Origin of the sequence: Methyloversatilis discipulorum (assembly GCF_000385375.1) — a bacterium.
GTDB classification, from domain to species: Bacteria; Pseudomonadota; Gammaproteobacteria; order Burkholderiales; family Rhodocyclaceae; genus Methyloversatilis; species Methyloversatilis discipulorum_A.
Window position 1 is genome coordinate 1,794,270 of record NZ_ARVV01000001.1, and the last position, 12,960, is coordinate 1,807,229.

13 protein-coding genes are annotated in these 12,960 nt (G+C 68.0%); 2 read left to right on the forward strand and 11 right to left on the reverse strand.

Annotated features, from left to right (window positions below; all coding sequences use genetic code 11):
- Position 1: 1 nt before the first annotated feature.
- Both METRZ18153_RS0108480 and METRZ18153_RS0108485 read right to left on the reverse strand, forming a co-directional pair.
- A complete protein-coding gene (locus METRZ18153_RS0108480) occupies positions 2–1,210 on the reverse strand; it encodes an efflux RND transporter periplasmic adaptor subunit (RefSeq protein ID WP_020164330.1) in 1,209 nt (402 codons plus the stop codon).
- 53 nt (positions 1,211–1,263) lie between these two features.
- Positions 1,264–2,109 carry an alpha/beta hydrolase gene (locus tag METRZ18153_RS0108485; protein ID WP_020164331.1) on the reverse strand — a complete coding sequence of 282 codons (846 nt, stop codon included), beginning with the start codon at positions 2,107–2,109 and terminating at the stop codon, positions 1,264–1,266.
- Positions 2,110–2,275: 166 nt separating this feature from the next.
- On the opposite strand from METRZ18153_RS0108485, the gene METRZ18153_RS0108490 reads away from it, so the two are divergent.
- Positions 2,276–3,274 (forward strand): LysR family transcriptional regulator, encoded by a 999-nt coding sequence (locus METRZ18153_RS0108490; protein ID WP_020164332.1) that lies wholly within the window; start codon positions 2,276–2,278, stop codon positions 3,272–3,274.
- Positions 3,275–3,334: 60 nt separating this feature from the next.
- On the opposite strand, the gene METRZ18153_RS0108495 is transcribed toward METRZ18153_RS0108490, so the two are convergent.
- Positions 3,335–3,736 carry a DUF2784 domain-containing protein gene (locus METRZ18153_RS0108495; protein WP_020164333.1) on the reverse strand — a complete coding sequence of 134 codons (402 nt, stop codon included), beginning with the start codon at positions 3,734–3,736 and terminating at the stop codon, positions 3,335–3,337.
- Between the two features lie 128 nt (positions 3,737–3,864).
- Between METRZ18153_RS0108495 and METRZ18153_RS0108500 the strand changes: the two genes are divergently transcribed.
- Positions 3,865–4,566 carry a haloacid dehalogenase type II gene (locus METRZ18153_RS0108500; RefSeq protein WP_020164334.1) on the forward strand — a complete coding sequence of 234 codons (702 nt, stop codon included), beginning with the start codon at positions 3,865–3,867 and terminating at the stop codon, positions 4,564–4,566.
- Between the two features lie 4 nt (positions 4,567–4,570).
- Here the strand turns inward: METRZ18153_RS0108500 and METRZ18153_RS0108505 are convergent, their stop codons facing one another.
- The 8 genes from METRZ18153_RS0108505 to METRZ18153_RS0108540 form a co-directional block, all read right to left on the reverse strand.
- Positions 4,571–6,112, reverse strand: a complete 1,542-nt coding sequence (locus METRZ18153_RS0108505) for an MFS transporter (protein ID WP_088178717.1) — start codon at positions 6,110–6,112, stop codon at positions 4,571–4,573.
- A 129-nt stretch (positions 6,113–6,241) separates the two neighbouring features.
- The gene (fae, locus tag METRZ18153_RS0108510) at positions 6,242–6,751 is read right to left on the reverse strand and encodes a formaldehyde-activating enzyme (protein ID WP_019918611.1); all 510 of its coding nucleotides are present in this window, start codon (positions 6,749–6,751) and stop codon (positions 6,242–6,244) included.
- Between the two features lie 86 nt (positions 6,752–6,837).
- Positions 6,838–7,728 (reverse strand): triphosphoribosyl-dephospho-CoA synthase, encoded by an 891-nt coding sequence (locus tag METRZ18153_RS0108515; RefSeq protein WP_020164336.1) that lies wholly within the window; start codon positions 7,726–7,728, stop codon positions 6,838–6,840.
- Positions 7,722–8,654 (reverse strand): ATP-grasp domain-containing protein, encoded by a 933-nt coding sequence (locus METRZ18153_RS0108520; protein ID WP_020164337.1) that lies wholly within the window; start codon positions 8,652–8,654, stop codon positions 7,722–7,724. The genes METRZ18153_RS0108515 and METRZ18153_RS0108520 overlap by 7 nt, the downstream gene beginning before the upstream one ends.
- 5 nt (positions 8,655–8,659) lie before the next feature.
- Positions 8,660–9,658 (reverse strand): methenyltetrahydromethanopterin cyclohydrolase, encoded by a 999-nt coding sequence (gene mch / locus METRZ18153_RS0108525; protein ID WP_020164338.1) that lies wholly within the window; start codon positions 9,656–9,658, stop codon positions 8,660–8,662.
- Between the two features lie 12 nt (positions 9,659–9,670).
- Entirely contained in the window at positions 9,671–10,798 is a 1,128-nt protein-coding gene (locus tag METRZ18153_RS0108530) for an ATP-grasp domain-containing protein (RefSeq protein ID WP_020164339.1), read from the reverse strand.
- A 28-nt stretch (positions 10,799–10,826) separates the two neighbouring features.
- Positions 10,827–11,729: an NAD(P)-dependent methylenetetrahydromethanopterin dehydrogenase gene (locus METRZ18153_RS0108535; RefSeq protein WP_019918606.1), complete on the reverse strand. Its 903-nt coding sequence runs from the start codon at positions 11,727–11,729 to the stop codon at positions 10,827–10,829.
- A 102-nt stretch (positions 11,730–11,831) separates the two neighbouring features.
- Positions 11,832–12,806, reverse strand: coding sequence for a beta-ribofuranosylaminobenzene 5'-phosphate synthase family protein (locus tag METRZ18153_RS0108540; RefSeq protein ID WP_029143642.1), 975 nt, complete (start codon positions 12,804–12,806; stop codon positions 11,832–11,834).
- Positions 12,807–12,960: the final 154 nt, after the last annotated feature.

Here is a 12,960-nt window from a genome sequence, read left to right on the forward strand (position 1 = left end):
ATCAGGCCTTCACGTTCGGAGCACGCCGGGCCGGCTGCGCGGGCGCACCGACCAGGCTTTCGCGGTTCATCGGCACGCTCTTCGGTGCCACGGTGTCGCCCGGGCGGGTGCGCTGCAGGCCGCTGACGACGATGCGCTCGCCGGCGTTGAGACCGTTCTCGACGATGCGCAGGCCGCTCTGGCGCGCACCGAGCCGCACTTCGCGATAGGCGGTGCGGTTGGTTTCGTCGACCACCAGCACGAAGCGCTTGTCCTGGTCGGTGCCGATGGCGCGTTCGTCGATCAGCACCGCTTCGCGCGGCGCGCCGCCGCCGAGCCGGATGCGCGCGTAGAGGCCGGGCAGCAGCAGGCCGTCGGCGTTGTCGAAAACGGCGCGCACGCGGATGGTGCCGGACGAGGTGTCGAGGCGGTTGTCGACCGAGGCGACGGTGCCGCGGCGCGAGTGGCCTTCTTCGTCGGCCAGGCCGAGGAAGACCGGCACCGGCTCGCCGCCGGCGGCACGGGCCGGATTCACGTACTTCAGGAAGCTCTGTTCGTCCACGTCGAAGGCGGCGTAGATCCTGTCCATCGACACCAGCGTGGTCAGCGGCGTGGTGCCGGCGCCGGCGGCGACGATATTGCCCACGGTCACTTCGGCGCGCGAAATGCGGCCGGACACCGGCGCGGTGATGCGCGTGTATTCGAGGTTGAGTTTCGCCGCGGTCAGCGCGGCCTGCGCTGCCTGCACCTGGGCGGCGGCTTCGCGCGCGGCGTTCTGCTTCTCGTCGAGATCGCGCTTCGCGATCGCGTTGTCGGCCGCCAGCCGCTGGCCGCGCGCCAGTTCGGTCGCGGTGTAGCCGGCACGCGTTTCGGCGGCGGCGAGCTGCGCCTGCGCGCGCTCGACTTCAGCGGCATAAGGGCGCGGGTCGATGGTGAACAGCACGTCGCCCTTCTTCACGCGGGCGCCGTCGCGGAAATGCACGGCGGTCAGCGTGCCGGACACCAGCGGCCGTATTTCGACGCGATCCACCGCCTCCAGCCGGCCTGAGTAATCCTGCCAGTCGATGATGGTCTGGCGGCTGACCTCGGCCACTTCGACCGGGGTGGCGGCCGGCGCGGCCGCGGCGGCGGGCGGCGTGTCGGCTTGCGCGCGCATGACGGCAAAGCCGCCGGTGGCGACCAGTGCGGTGATGACGAGGGCGAGGGCGGTGCGCGTGTGCGGGATGGACATGGCGGCTTCCTTGCTGGAGGGTTGGATGGAATGAAGGGGTATCGGGTCGGTGTTCAGACGGCGTGCTGTGCGTCGTTGTGACGGGCGTCCGCGCGGCCGAGCCGGCAGCGCAGGAACTGGACGACGCCATCGAGCAGCGGCGGATGGGCGGGCAGGGCGGCGTGCGTGATGCCGGCGAAGCGTTCGACCTGGGTGTGTACGCCGGCGGTGATCAGCGCCGCGGCATATTTCTCGGCTTCGCAATGCAGCAGGTCGCGGCCCGCGGTGGCGATATAGGCCGCCGGCAGACCGGCCTGGCGGCACGATTCCAGCGGTGCGGCGTAGGGGTGCAGGCGCTGCGACAGCTGCGGCAGATACTGGCGGTAGCAGTCGGCGCAGTCCTCGGCGCGCAGGTCGGACTGCAGACGCGCGGCGTCGCCGGTGCGCGTCATGCTCGGGTCCAGCATCGGGCCGATCAGCACCTGCACCGCGATGTGCACGTCCTGCCGGTCGCGCGCGATCATTGCCAGGCTGGCGGCGAGGTTGCCGCCGGCATCGTCGCCGGCGACCGCGATACGCTGCGCGTCGGCGCCGAGCGTGGCCGCGTTGTCGGCGGCCCACAGCGTCGCCGCGTAGGCGTCCTCAGGCGCGGCCGGGAACGGGTGTGCCGGCGCCAGCGCGTAATCGACCGATACCACGACGGCAGGCAGCGTCGCCGCGATGTAGTGCGCCGGCAGGTCGGCGTCGTCCAGCGATCCGCCGACGAAGCCGCCGCCGTGCAGATAGATCACCAGCGGCAGCAGGGTTTCCGAGCGCGGCCGATAGATGCGCAGCGGCAGGCGGCCGTGCGGGCCGGCAATGTCGATGTTGCGCACGTGCGGTGCAGCGGTGCCGTGCGCGTCCGGGTACAGCAGAGTCATGCGGTCAGTCCTGCCGGCCATGCCGGGGTCAAGGTGTGACCGGATTCTGTATGTTGGCCCGTCGTGGATAAACTGGTCTAATCTGGTAACACTGTTCGTTGAGTGCGAATAATCGGACGAGGGTCCGGTGCGCGCTCGCTTGCCCACCCTTGTCCGGAGTTGCGCCATGGATCGTTTCCAGGCCATGCAGGTGTTCACCCGCGTCGTCGATTCCAACAGCTTCACGCGTGCCGCCGACAGCCTCGGGCTGCCGCGTGCCACCGTCACCACCGCGGTGCAGAACCTGGAGAACCTGCTGCAGGTGCGCCTGCTCAACCGCACGACCCGGCGCATCAGCCTGACGCCGGACGGTGCGGCCTACTACGAGCGCTGCGCGCGCATCCTGGCCGACCTCGAGGAGGCCGAATCGTCCTTCCGCGAGGTCGCCCGCGGGCCCAAGGGTCGCCTGCGCATCGACGTGCCGGCGCCGGTGGGGCGGCTGGTGTTGATTCCGCGCATGTGCGAATTCCACAGCCGCTATCCGGACATCGAACTGGCCATCGGCATGGGCGACCGTCCGGTCGATCTGGTGCGCGAAAGCGTCGACTGCGTCATCCGCATCGGCGAACTGCAGGACTCGACGCTGGTCGCGCGACGCATCGGCACGATGGAAACCGTCACCTGCGCGTCGCCCGATTACATCGAACGTCACGGCGAGCCGGTCGCGCTGGCCGATCTGCAGCAGCATCGCGCGGTGCATTACTTCTCCAGTCGCACCGGTCGTATCTACGACCTCGATTTCGTCGTCGAGGGCGAGGTGACCGAAGTCAAGGTGCCGGGCAAGGTGTCGGTGAACGACGCTGACGCCTACGTCACCTGCGGTCTGCAGGGTTTCGGCATCATCCAGCCGCCGCGCTTCATGGTGCAGGCTCATCTGCAGTCGGGCGCCTTGCGCGAAGTGCTGCCGCAGTGGCAGCCGTCACCGATGCCGATATCGGTGGTCTATCTGCAGAACCGTCACCTGTCGCCCAAGGTGCGCGCCTTCGTCGACTGGGCGGCCGAACTGTTCGGGCGCTGCCCGATACTGGGCGGCTGCGACCAGGCCTGCAGCAAGGCCGAGCCGAAGGACGGCGACATGCGTCAGGCGATACTGGGCCTGCAGGCGGTCGAGGCCGGCAGCTACTGATCGCGGCATGGACATTGTCGGTCGCAGGCTCCGATCCAGGCCGCTGCCGGGGCCGGAAATTCATCTGCCTCGCCGCGGCGGGAAGTACCACCATGCCGCCGCCACCAGCAGTGCGAACAGCGAATAGGCGAGCGTGAACACCCAGGACGGCGCTTCGTAATAGAGCAGCCGCTGCACCCAGTGCTCGATGAAACTCGCACCGTAGGTCGCTTCGCCCGCCTGCCGGCGCAGCCACATTTCGAGCGTGGTCAGCGGACAGGCCTGACCAAGCCAGGCCTGCGCGACGACGATGCCGATGGCGGCCAGATGGGCCAGCCGGAAAGACAGCGCGTTGACCCGGCGCCAGTTCAGCCTGTTGCCCACGATCACCAGCAGCAGTCCGCCGACGACGAACAGCACGACGGCGAAGTGCAGCAGCAGCACCAGATCGGCGAGCAGCGGGTAGGCGGACGGGAAATTCATCCGGACTCCTGTTCCAGAATGGTGGGCGGTCCTGCAATCACCAGTCTCGCAGAACTTCTTCGCCCGGACATGGCGCTCCGCCATCGCGCGCGGATAATCGTGCCGCACGACAACAGACCGGAGGACGCATGAAGGACGTGAAGGCGGTGGTGTTCGACGTGTTCGGCACGCTGGTGGACTGGCGCACTTCGATCGCGCGCGAACTGCAGGCGGTGTTCGGCGACCGCGCCGATGCCTGGGCGCTTGCCGATGCCTGGCGGGCCGAGTACCAGCCGGCGATGGAGGAGGTGCGCGCCGGGCGTATTCCGTTCTGCAAGCTCGACCGCTTGCATCGGCGCAACCTCGACATCGTGCTCGCCCGCGCCGGTCTGGACGACTGCGACGAGGCGACGCGCGTCGCGCTCAACCTCGCCTGGCACCGCCTCGATGCCTGGCCGGACGTGGCGGCCGGTCTGCAGATGCTGCGTCGTGATTACCGGATCGCGCCATGTTCGAACGGACATATCGCGCTGATGGTGAATCTGGCGCGGCGCAACGGCTTCGTCTGGGACGCGGTGCTGGGCGCCGAAGTGGCACGCGACTACAAGCCGCGACCGGTGGTGTATCTGGCGGCGGCCGACGCTTTCGATCTGGCACCGGCGCAGACGCTGATGGTTGCCGCGCATTCGTCCGATCTGGCTGCGGCGGCGGCAGCCGGTCTGCGTACAGCCTTTCTTGCGCGGCCGGACGAGTTCGGCGCGGGGCGGGGCGAATCAGCGGCGGCGGTTCCGGTCGACCTTGCTGTCGCCAGCGTGCCCGAACTGGCGCAGGCGCTGGCCGCACTGCGCTGAGTGATCAGCGCGCGTCGGCTCCGGCGGCGGTTTTCGCCGGTGCGCGCAGGATGCGTGCGACGAGCAGACTGGCGCCCGCCACCAGCACCGCGCCGCAGGCGGCGGTGAACTGCAGCGCGTCGGTGAACGCGACGTGTGCGGCCGAGAGCAGCGCGGCGCCGGCTGGCGCGGGCAACTGTGCGGCGGCAGCGACCGCACCGCCTATCGTTGACAGGGCTCCGGTCGACAACGCCGCCGGCAAGTCAGCTGGCATGCTTCCGGTCAGCAGGTGACGGTAGATCAGCGTGCCCAGGCTGCCGAACAGCGCGATGCCCAGCGCGCCGCTGAACTCGGCGCTGGTTTCCGACAGCGCAGCGGCCGCGCCAGCGCGTTCCGGCGGCGCCGAACTGACGATGATGTCATTGCCTATCGTGAATACCGGCGCCATGCCCAGACTCATCACGACAGTGGCGGCGACCAGCACGGCGAGGCCGTGCGGGCCATCGATCAGCGTCAGCAGTGCGAAGCCGACGGCGGTGATCGCCATGCCCCACACCAGTATCGACACCGCCGACACGTGCCGCGCCAGTCGCGGCGACAGCAGCGAACCGAACACGAAGCCGAGTGACCACGGCAGGATGGCGACGCCCGCTTCCAGCGGCGACAGGCCGAGCACCAGTTGCAGGTGCTGGGCGATGAAGATGTAGACGCCGAACATCGCCAGGCAGGACAGCGCGTAGGCGGCCACCGTGGCGCTGAAGGCAGGGCGGCGGAACAGTGCGACGTCGAGCAGCGGGTAGGCGATGCTCCGCTGACGCCGCACGAACAGCACGCCCAGGCTCACGCCCGCCAGCAAGGCGACCAGCGCCGGCGCATCGGGCCCGAGCGTCGCCGCGTGCTTCAGACCGTAGATCGTGCTCAGCACAGCGGACAGCGACAGTGCCACGCTGGGCAGGTCGATGCGGCCCGCGTGCTCGTCGCGATACTCCGGCAGCAGCGAGGGGCCGAGCAGCAGGAGCAGTGCCATCACCGGCACCGCCAGCAGGAAGGTCGAGCCCCACCAGAAGTACTGCAGCATGACGCCGCCGATCAGCGGACCGAGTGCACTGCCGACCGAGAAGGCGGTGATCCAGATGCCGATCGCGAACTGCCGCTCGTGCTCGTCATGGAACATGTTGCGGATCAGCGAAAGCGTGGACGGCGCCAGCGTCGCTCCGGCCACGCCGAGCAGGGCGCGTGCCGCGATCAGCGTGCCGGGGCTGCTGGCGAAGGCGGCCAGCACAGAGGTCAGCGCAAAGGCGGCCGCACCGGCCAGCAGCAGGCGCCGGCGGCCGATGCGGTCGCCCAGCGTGCCCATCGTGATCAGCAGGCCGGCCACCATGAAGCCGTAGATGTCGATGATCCACAGCATCTGCGCCGCACTGGGTGCGAGGTCGGTGCTGATCGCCGGCAGCGCGAGATTGAGCACCGTCAGGTCCATCGCATAGACCAGACAGGGCAGGGCGATCACGGCCAGGCCTGTCCATTCTCGGCGGCCGGCTTTCGGGGCGGGTTGAACTGGAGTCATCGTGGATAAGGTCGTCTGCGCCGGTCGACGACGCGGCAGGTATCGCGATATCGACAGTGGCGGACGCTGCAAAAGAAAACGCCCCCGGCCTTGCGGCCGGAGGCGTTCGTGCTAACCGAGCGGTGAAGCTTAGTTGGCGGCGAACGGGTGAGCAGCGGAACCCTTCTTGGCAACCACTTCAGCAGCGGTCGGGGTGCCGGCAACTGCACGGGCGATCGATTCCTTGACAGCGCGGTAGTTGAAGTCCTGGATCTTCGCGTCGTCGTCGGCCAGCCAGTGGATGAACACGCCAACGCAGATGAACAGGTTGTCGGCTTCGTCAGCCGGGATCGTGCCGTCAGCAACGCTGTCAGCCACGGCCATTGCAACGCCGCGCTGTGCCGGGCCAAACATCTGGACGGCTTGCTTGGCGCCCTTGATGGTGACCTTGTTGAACATGACGGTGGCCGGCTTGCAGACCAGGTTCGGAGCGACAACGGCCAGCAGGGACGTGAAGCCGTCCTTGTTGTTGACCAGTGCGTTTGCGAACGCGGCTTCGGCGGCGCTGCCACGCGGGCCCATGATCAGATCGATGTGAGCAACTTCGTTGCCGTCACCAACCAGGGATTCGCCAACACACAGACCGTTAATCTTCGCCATATTGAATCTCCTCATTTACAAGGCAGTTATAGGGGGTAGATCCCCCCCGGGGTGGTAACCCATGTTCCGGGGTGCGAAACACAGGATCAAAACTTCTTCTTCTGCTGCTCTTCGCGCCGCCCTTCGATCCAGTCGAGCACGTCGGCCAGGAAGGCCGTCACGACGGTCAGGTCGGCGCTTGTACCGGGGTTGATTCCGACTGATTTGAGCTCTGCGTCCCATGCCATCAGCGCGTCTTGCATCATAACCGGATCACGACATTGTTCAAGCCGAACGTACATCTGGACGCCCTTTTCGCGTATCGAGCGCGCCGTTTCCGCACCATGTTTGCGCGCGATGTGGGTGTCGGGAATCAATGCGAGACAGAACATGAACACTGTGGTCGCTGCCCATGCTTCACTGCACCATCGACGACGCGCTGCAACATACTTTGGCAGCAGGTGATCGAACACAAGAGCATGACCGCTTGCGTAAAGCGAGGCGATGCTGTCCCGGTGCGCCGCCAGCTGCATCGCTTCGAGCAGCGTGATCACCGGAGCTTCGGCAACGTCGTGCTCGGCGCGTTCCCCGATGCCTGCCGGATGCGCCAGGCGGATTGCCGCATACGCGTGTGACGCGTCGATGACCGTCAGCCCGGCCAGTGTGCGCTGCAGCGATGCGCGCAGCGTTTCGTCGCTGTTTCGATGCAGTGCGGCATGGGCGATCGGCGCACAACCGAGCACGATGCCCAGATTGGTGTTGCAGCCGACCGCCTGCCAGGTGGCGCGCATCGCGTCCTCGATGCGCTCGCCGACTGTGGCGTCGGGGCGACACAGTGGTGCGGCCGCGGCCTGCGCGCTGGCGATGAAATCATCGACCTGCATGCGGTGACCGTCGCCGTGCAGGCCGACGTTGCCCGGCTTGAGCGCTTCGACGTCGAGCCGGCAGGCGCGCTCGAACAGGGTGGCGAGCTGCGCGGCCGCCGGTGTGCTCAGCATGCGATCACGCCAGCGCCCGGAATGCGGCGCAGCAGGTCGTCGGCCAGCAGTTGCGCGATGTTCAGCGGAGTCACGCCCTGCAGGCCCTTCCAGGCCGGAATGCTGTTGACCTCGAGCACGGTGAGCTCGCCGTGGTCGTCGCGCAGGATGTCGATGCCGGCGTAGTCCATGCTGCAGGCGCAGGTGGCGTCGACGGCCAGGCGCATCAGCGCGTCGTCCGGCGACACCGGTATCGCCTCGCAGACGCCGCCCTGGGCGACGTTGTTGAGCCAGCTCTTTCCGCGGCGCAGCATGGCGGCGACCGGCCTGCCGTCGATCACCATGACGCGCCAGTCCGACCACTCGCCGACGCTGTCGCGCGAGCGCGCGCTGTAGCGCTGCATGTACCAGACATTGCCCAGCGTTTCCGCCGCCGGCAGCAGGTCGCCGGCCTTCAGCCGAACGATGCCTTCACCCTGCGAGCCGAACAGCGGCTTCACCAGCACGTCGTGCCCGGCGGCGAATTCGCGCATCAGCACCGCGCGCGCCTCGGCTTCCTGTTCGGTCACCCAGGTCGGCGGCGTCGGGATGCCGGCGCGGTGCAGCAGCACGCTGGTCATCGCCTTGTCCACGCTCTTCTCGATCGCGCGCGCGTGGTTGTAGACCGGGATGCCCAGCTCGCCCAGGTAGTGCAGGAAATCCATGCGCAGCACGACCTGCTGCAGCGAACCGCCGGCCACGCCGCGCACGAACACCGCCTGCGGCAGCTTCTGTTCGAAGCCCGGCATGACGACGCCGGAAATGCCGCGCTGAAGGTCGATGTGGCATTCACCGAGGCTGACGTAGCGCGCGAGCAGGCCGCGTGCGCGGAAGGCCTCGCGCAGCCGGGCGCCATGCCAGCCCGGCTCGTCGGTGACGATGGCGATGTCCGCCTGCTGCACGTTCATGCCGATTACTTGCCCTCGCCGAAGGACTTGGCCAGCAGTTCGGTATTGATCTGGCCGGCGCGGAAGCTCTTGCCGGTGCGCAGATTGCTCACCACCACGCGGGCCGGTGCGAACAGCATCGGGTCGATCTTGTAGAAGTCGTACTTCACTTCCTTGAACACTTCGGCGAACGGACGGCCGTAGTCGCGCGAGGCCGACGACGGCAGCTTCTGCGCCAGATCGGCCGCCGCGTCGTCTTCGCAATCGACGTAGAGCTGGGCGACGCCGCCGAACAGGATGGCGTCGTTGGTGCGGCCCATCGCGTTCAGGAAGTCGGGCGCCGGCGGTGCGATCGGTGCGCTGGCCGAGCCGTCGACGATGTGCTGCAGCGGGAAGCCGAGCGCGTGCACCTTGTGCAGCGCCACTTCGAGCACGCGGCCGACCACCTGCACCGTGCCGGCGAGACTGCGTGTCGGTGTCAGGATGAGCGTCACGCCATCGTCCGGCACATTGCAGTCACGGCGGATCTTGGCCAGTACCTCGGCCGGCGGCTGGCGGTCGACTTCGAGCACCAGCACGGCGTGCTTCGCGTCGTCCTTGTAGCCCAGTTCCTTGTACAGCGGTTCCTTCACCGCCAGCGCACGGCCCGGACCGGAACCCAGTGCGTGGAAGGCCTCCTTGCCTTCGCCGTGCGACAGGCTCCAGCCGGCGTACTGGCTGGCCAGACAGGCGACGACCGGGTGCGTGGAGTGCACGTTGATGATGAGCGGCCAGTGCGCTTCGCGCGTGTTGAAGGTGGCGGTGCCGAGACCACCCATGCAGATTTCGGTGATGCGGCGGCCGGCTTCGATGCCGCCCGGCACGTTGATGCCGGCGTCGATGACGCGGCCGCCACCGGGCAGCGGCTCGACCTTGATGCGCAGCGCGTCGGCGTCGCGCACCAGACCCTCGACCAGGGCCATCACATGCTTGCCCACGCTGGGCTGTGCGCCGGTCAGCACCGGGCCGTGTTCAGGGTTGCTCATCTTCAGTTCTCCTCAGGAAAGGGCTGTTGTCGTCATCTGTCCGGCGAAAAGGCCGGGCGTGTCCAGAAGTTGTCGTTCGCGCTGCCGCAGCAGCCGGCTCACGTCGGCGCCGTCGCGACCGGTGGCAAGCACCGTGCAGAGCGGCATCGCGCGCGCCGTCGTGTTGCCGGCCGGCGGCCGGTCGGCACTCCATGCCGGCCAGGCAGCATCGTCGCCGATCCGCAGCGTGTCTGGCGCATACACCACGCGCAGTCCGTGCACCTCGTCGCCGGCCAGCAGTCCGACCTCGTCGAGCCGGCCTTCGCAGGCCGCTACGTGGGCGGCGAACAGGCCGCCAGCCACGCGTTGTTCGTACAGCATCATCGTTGCGGTAGGCCGTGGATTGATCTCTATCAGCACCGCGTGCTCGCCTTCGAATACCAGATCTGCGCCATTCAGACCGCGCAGACCGAACTGCTGCGTTAGCGCAGCGACATCGCGCGCCAGCCGCGCCTGCTGCGCGGCACTCAGCGGCAGGTCGCTGACTGCTTCGCACCAGGCGTAGGGACCGGCCACGCTGCCCGGATACTGGCGTGTGACGCCGACGATGCGTGCGTCGTGACCATCGGCGAGAAACAGCACCGAGGCTGGCACGCCGTCGATGCGGCGCTGTGCGAACCAGCCCTCGGCGATCGCCTCGCCGGCCCGCGCGGCACGCACGCCGATTCCGCCACAGCCGCCTATCGGCTTCATCAGCCAGTCGTCGCCGGCCACCGGGCCCGAGATGTCGACCTCTGCGCAGCGAACACCGGCCCGGTGCGCCGTCTCCGCGAGATTCATCGGCGCCTTGCAGCGGGCGACCGTGGTGGCGTCGTTGCCGAATACCGGTGCGATCGAATCCAGCTCGTCGAGCATTGACGGGACGGCTTCGAAACCCGAACCGGCGACGATGCCGCACCAGCCGCCGGCCATCGAGCGGACCAGTGGCGGCAGCCGCTGATCGAAGTGATCGCCTGACAGCGCGCCGCGTTCCAGCCGATGCGCCAAGCGGGCGGTGTCGCAGTCGGCGAATGGATCGATCACGTCGCAGCGCCAGCCGGCGTCAACGCAGGATCGTGCGAGCGCACGCGCGCTGCCAGCGACGATGAGCCAGTGCGACACCGGCCCGCGCTCCGTCGGCGATTCCGCCTCAGGCGACCAGGTCGCGCGCGGTGGCGAAGGCGTCGCGGAAGTCGAGATAGACCGGCTTGTCGGTGTTGATCATGCGCTGGAACAGACCGCGCTGGCACAGGTACTTCACGTTGCCGATGGCCAGCGCGCCGATGCCGACGGCCTTGCCCGATCCGGCGCCCAGCGGCTTGCCGTCGTCCATCACGCCCAGCCCTTCGATGCCGGCCGGCGGAACGGCGTTCACGTCGGCGGCGACCAGCAGCGAGCGCGCGTTCTGGAGCTGGGCCTTGCTCAGCACCTGGATGCCGGCCTTGGCCGTGCACAGGATGACGTTGGCCTGGGGCATCAGGCTTTCCTTCTGTTCGTTCGAACCCGCTTCGACCGGCTCGACCGACGAACCGTAGCGGGTATTCACGACTTCCGAGGCGACGCGGGCGCGCATCGCGCTCGAATGGCTGCCGACCAGCACCTTGGCGCCGGCGCTGGAAGCCAGCACCGCGGCAGCGGTGCCGACCGGGCCGGTACCACCGAGCACCAGCACCGTCTTGCCTTCGAGTTCGGTGTTGTGCGCCTTGCGCAGCTGGCGCTCGACGCAGGCGACGAGGGCGGCGGCGGTGGTGAAGGCGCCGGACGGGTCGGCGAACACCGACACTTCGAACGGCGGCACCATGGCGCCGCGGCAGGCGTCGAGCATGTCGGCCGCCAGACCGATGTCACGGCCGCCGATGAAGATGCCGGTGCGCTTCACGCCATTGGGGCCGCGCGAGAAGATGGCGTCCTGGGTGAGGCCGTAGATCTGGTCCAGCCCGACGCCGGAGTAGGGCATCAGCACCTGGAAGCCGGCGTCGCACGCCATGTTCACATCGAAGGGGCTGATGTTGTTGGTGGGGCTGAACATGTGCAGGATGTACGGGTTTTCCATGATCTCTCTCGCTCTTTCCGCCCGAAGGCTGGCTGCTCTCTTACGTCGTTATGGGGTGCGGTGACGCACCTCTCCTCTAATTCCCGGTCTGCACCTGCGGCATCAGCCCGGCAGTTCCGTCCACTGCGCGCCTTCGTTGCGCGCAGCGCACACCATCAATTCCAGTCCTTCCGCCTGCGCGAACCGTGTGCGCGCGGCAGCCACCATGGCGTTCGCGTCGGCCTCCGACGCTGCCAGTGCAAAGCCGGTCGGCCCCCAGGAGCTCTGGCCGATGCAGGCTGCGCCGAGCCCGGCCAGGTGTTCCGCGACGCTGCTCACCAGTGCGCTGGTGTAGCGCCCACCCTGTGCCGGCGCGAAATAGTCGCCGACACATTGCTGCAGTTCGTTGATCGCGGCACCGAACATGTCGATGTCGCGTTCGGCCAGCGCCGGCAGTGCGCGCATCAGCACCAGCCGGCTCAAGCGGTCCGCCAGCCCCGCCTTGTAGGGCGGAAGCACACGGAATGCCTCCTTCTCGGCCGCCCCGTGCAGGCCGCGACAGGCGTGATCGAAGATCAGCACCATGCGCCACTCCGCCGGGAACGGCATTTGCACGACGATGGGCGGCGGGGTGTCCAGTGCACCGCGACCGCCATCGACGATGAATCCGCCGCCATCGAAACTGCCGATGCCAATGCCCGAACGCGCACCACGATCGAGCAGACCGGCGACGTCGCGCGAACTGAGCTTCAGCCCGTGCAGACGCGCGAGCGCCATGCCGACCGCGAGAGCAAGTTGTGTGCCGGAGCCCAGCCCGGAATGCGACGGAATGGCGCCGGTGATGTCGATGCGGGCAGGGGGGAGATTGAAGCGTTCGCAGATCGCCGCCGCGTAGCGGCGTGCACGCTCGGCGTCGTGGCCGCTGACTTCGAGCTTCGCGGCCGGTCGGATCTGCAAGGTGGTGTTCAGACCTTCCAGCGTGAGGCCCACGCTGCCGAAGCGTCGCCCGAGGCTGCCATCAAGGTCGACGAACCCCATATGCAGGCGAGCGGGAGCCCGGACTTGCAGGGCGGCGGCGGTCGCGTGCGGAGCGTTCATCCGATGGGTCTGTCGTTGCGAAGGCGCGGATTATCCCAAATTCGGCGGCCTCACTGGCAAAGGCTTTTGCGACGGTGTCGGAAGCCGTTCAAGACAGTCGGGTGACGGTCGTTTACGGATCGCGCTGTTACGCATGTGAAACAGGTTGACCGCA

Bases quoted from the DNA above. Each gene is read 5' to 3' on its own strand.
- METRZ18153_RS0108480 (WP_020164330.1), bottom strand. From the start codon at position 1,210: ATGTCCATCCCGCACACGCGCACCGCCCTCGCCCTCGTCATCACCGCA.
- METRZ18153_RS0108485 (WP_020164331.1), bottom strand. From the start codon at position 2,109: ATGACTCTGCTGTACCCGGACGCGCACGGCACCGCTGCACCGCACGTG.
- METRZ18153_RS0108490 (WP_020164332.1), top strand. From the start codon at position 2,276: ATGGATCGTTTCCAGGCCATGCAGGTGTTCACCCGCGTCGTCGATTCC.
- METRZ18153_RS0108495 (WP_020164333.1), bottom strand. From the start codon at position 3,736: ATGAATTTCCCGTCCGCCTACCCGCTGCTCGCCGATCTGGTGCTGCTG.
- METRZ18153_RS0108500 (WP_020164334.1), top strand. From the start codon at position 3,865: ATGAAGGACGTGAAGGCGGTGGTGTTCGACGTGTTCGGCACGCTGGTG.
- METRZ18153_RS0108505 (WP_088178717.1), bottom strand. From the start codon at position 6,112: ATGACTCCAGTTCAACCCGCCCCGAAAGCCGGCCGCCGAGAATGGACA.
- fae (WP_019918611.1), bottom strand. From the start codon at position 6,751: ATGGCGAAGATTAACGGTCTGTGTGTTGGCGAATCCCTGGTTGGTGAC.
- METRZ18153_RS0108515 (WP_020164336.1), bottom strand. From the start codon at position 7,728: ATGCTGAGCACACCGGCGGCCGCGCAGCTCGCCACCCTGTTCGAGCGC.
- METRZ18153_RS0108520 (WP_020164337.1), bottom strand. From the start codon at position 8,654: ATGAACGTGCAGCAGGCGGACATCGCCATCGTCACCGACGAGCCGGGC.
- mch (WP_020164338.1), bottom strand. From the start codon at position 9,658: ATGAGCAACCCTGAACACGGCCCGGTGCTGACCGGCGCACAGCCCAGC.
- METRZ18153_RS0108535 (WP_019918606.1), bottom strand. From the start codon at position 11,729: ATGGAAAACCCGTACATCCTGCACATGTTCAGCCCCACCAACAACATC.
- METRZ18153_RS0108540 (WP_029143642.1), bottom strand. From the start codon at position 12,806: ATGAACGCTCCGCACGCGACCGCCGCCGCCCTGCAAGTCCGGGCTCCC.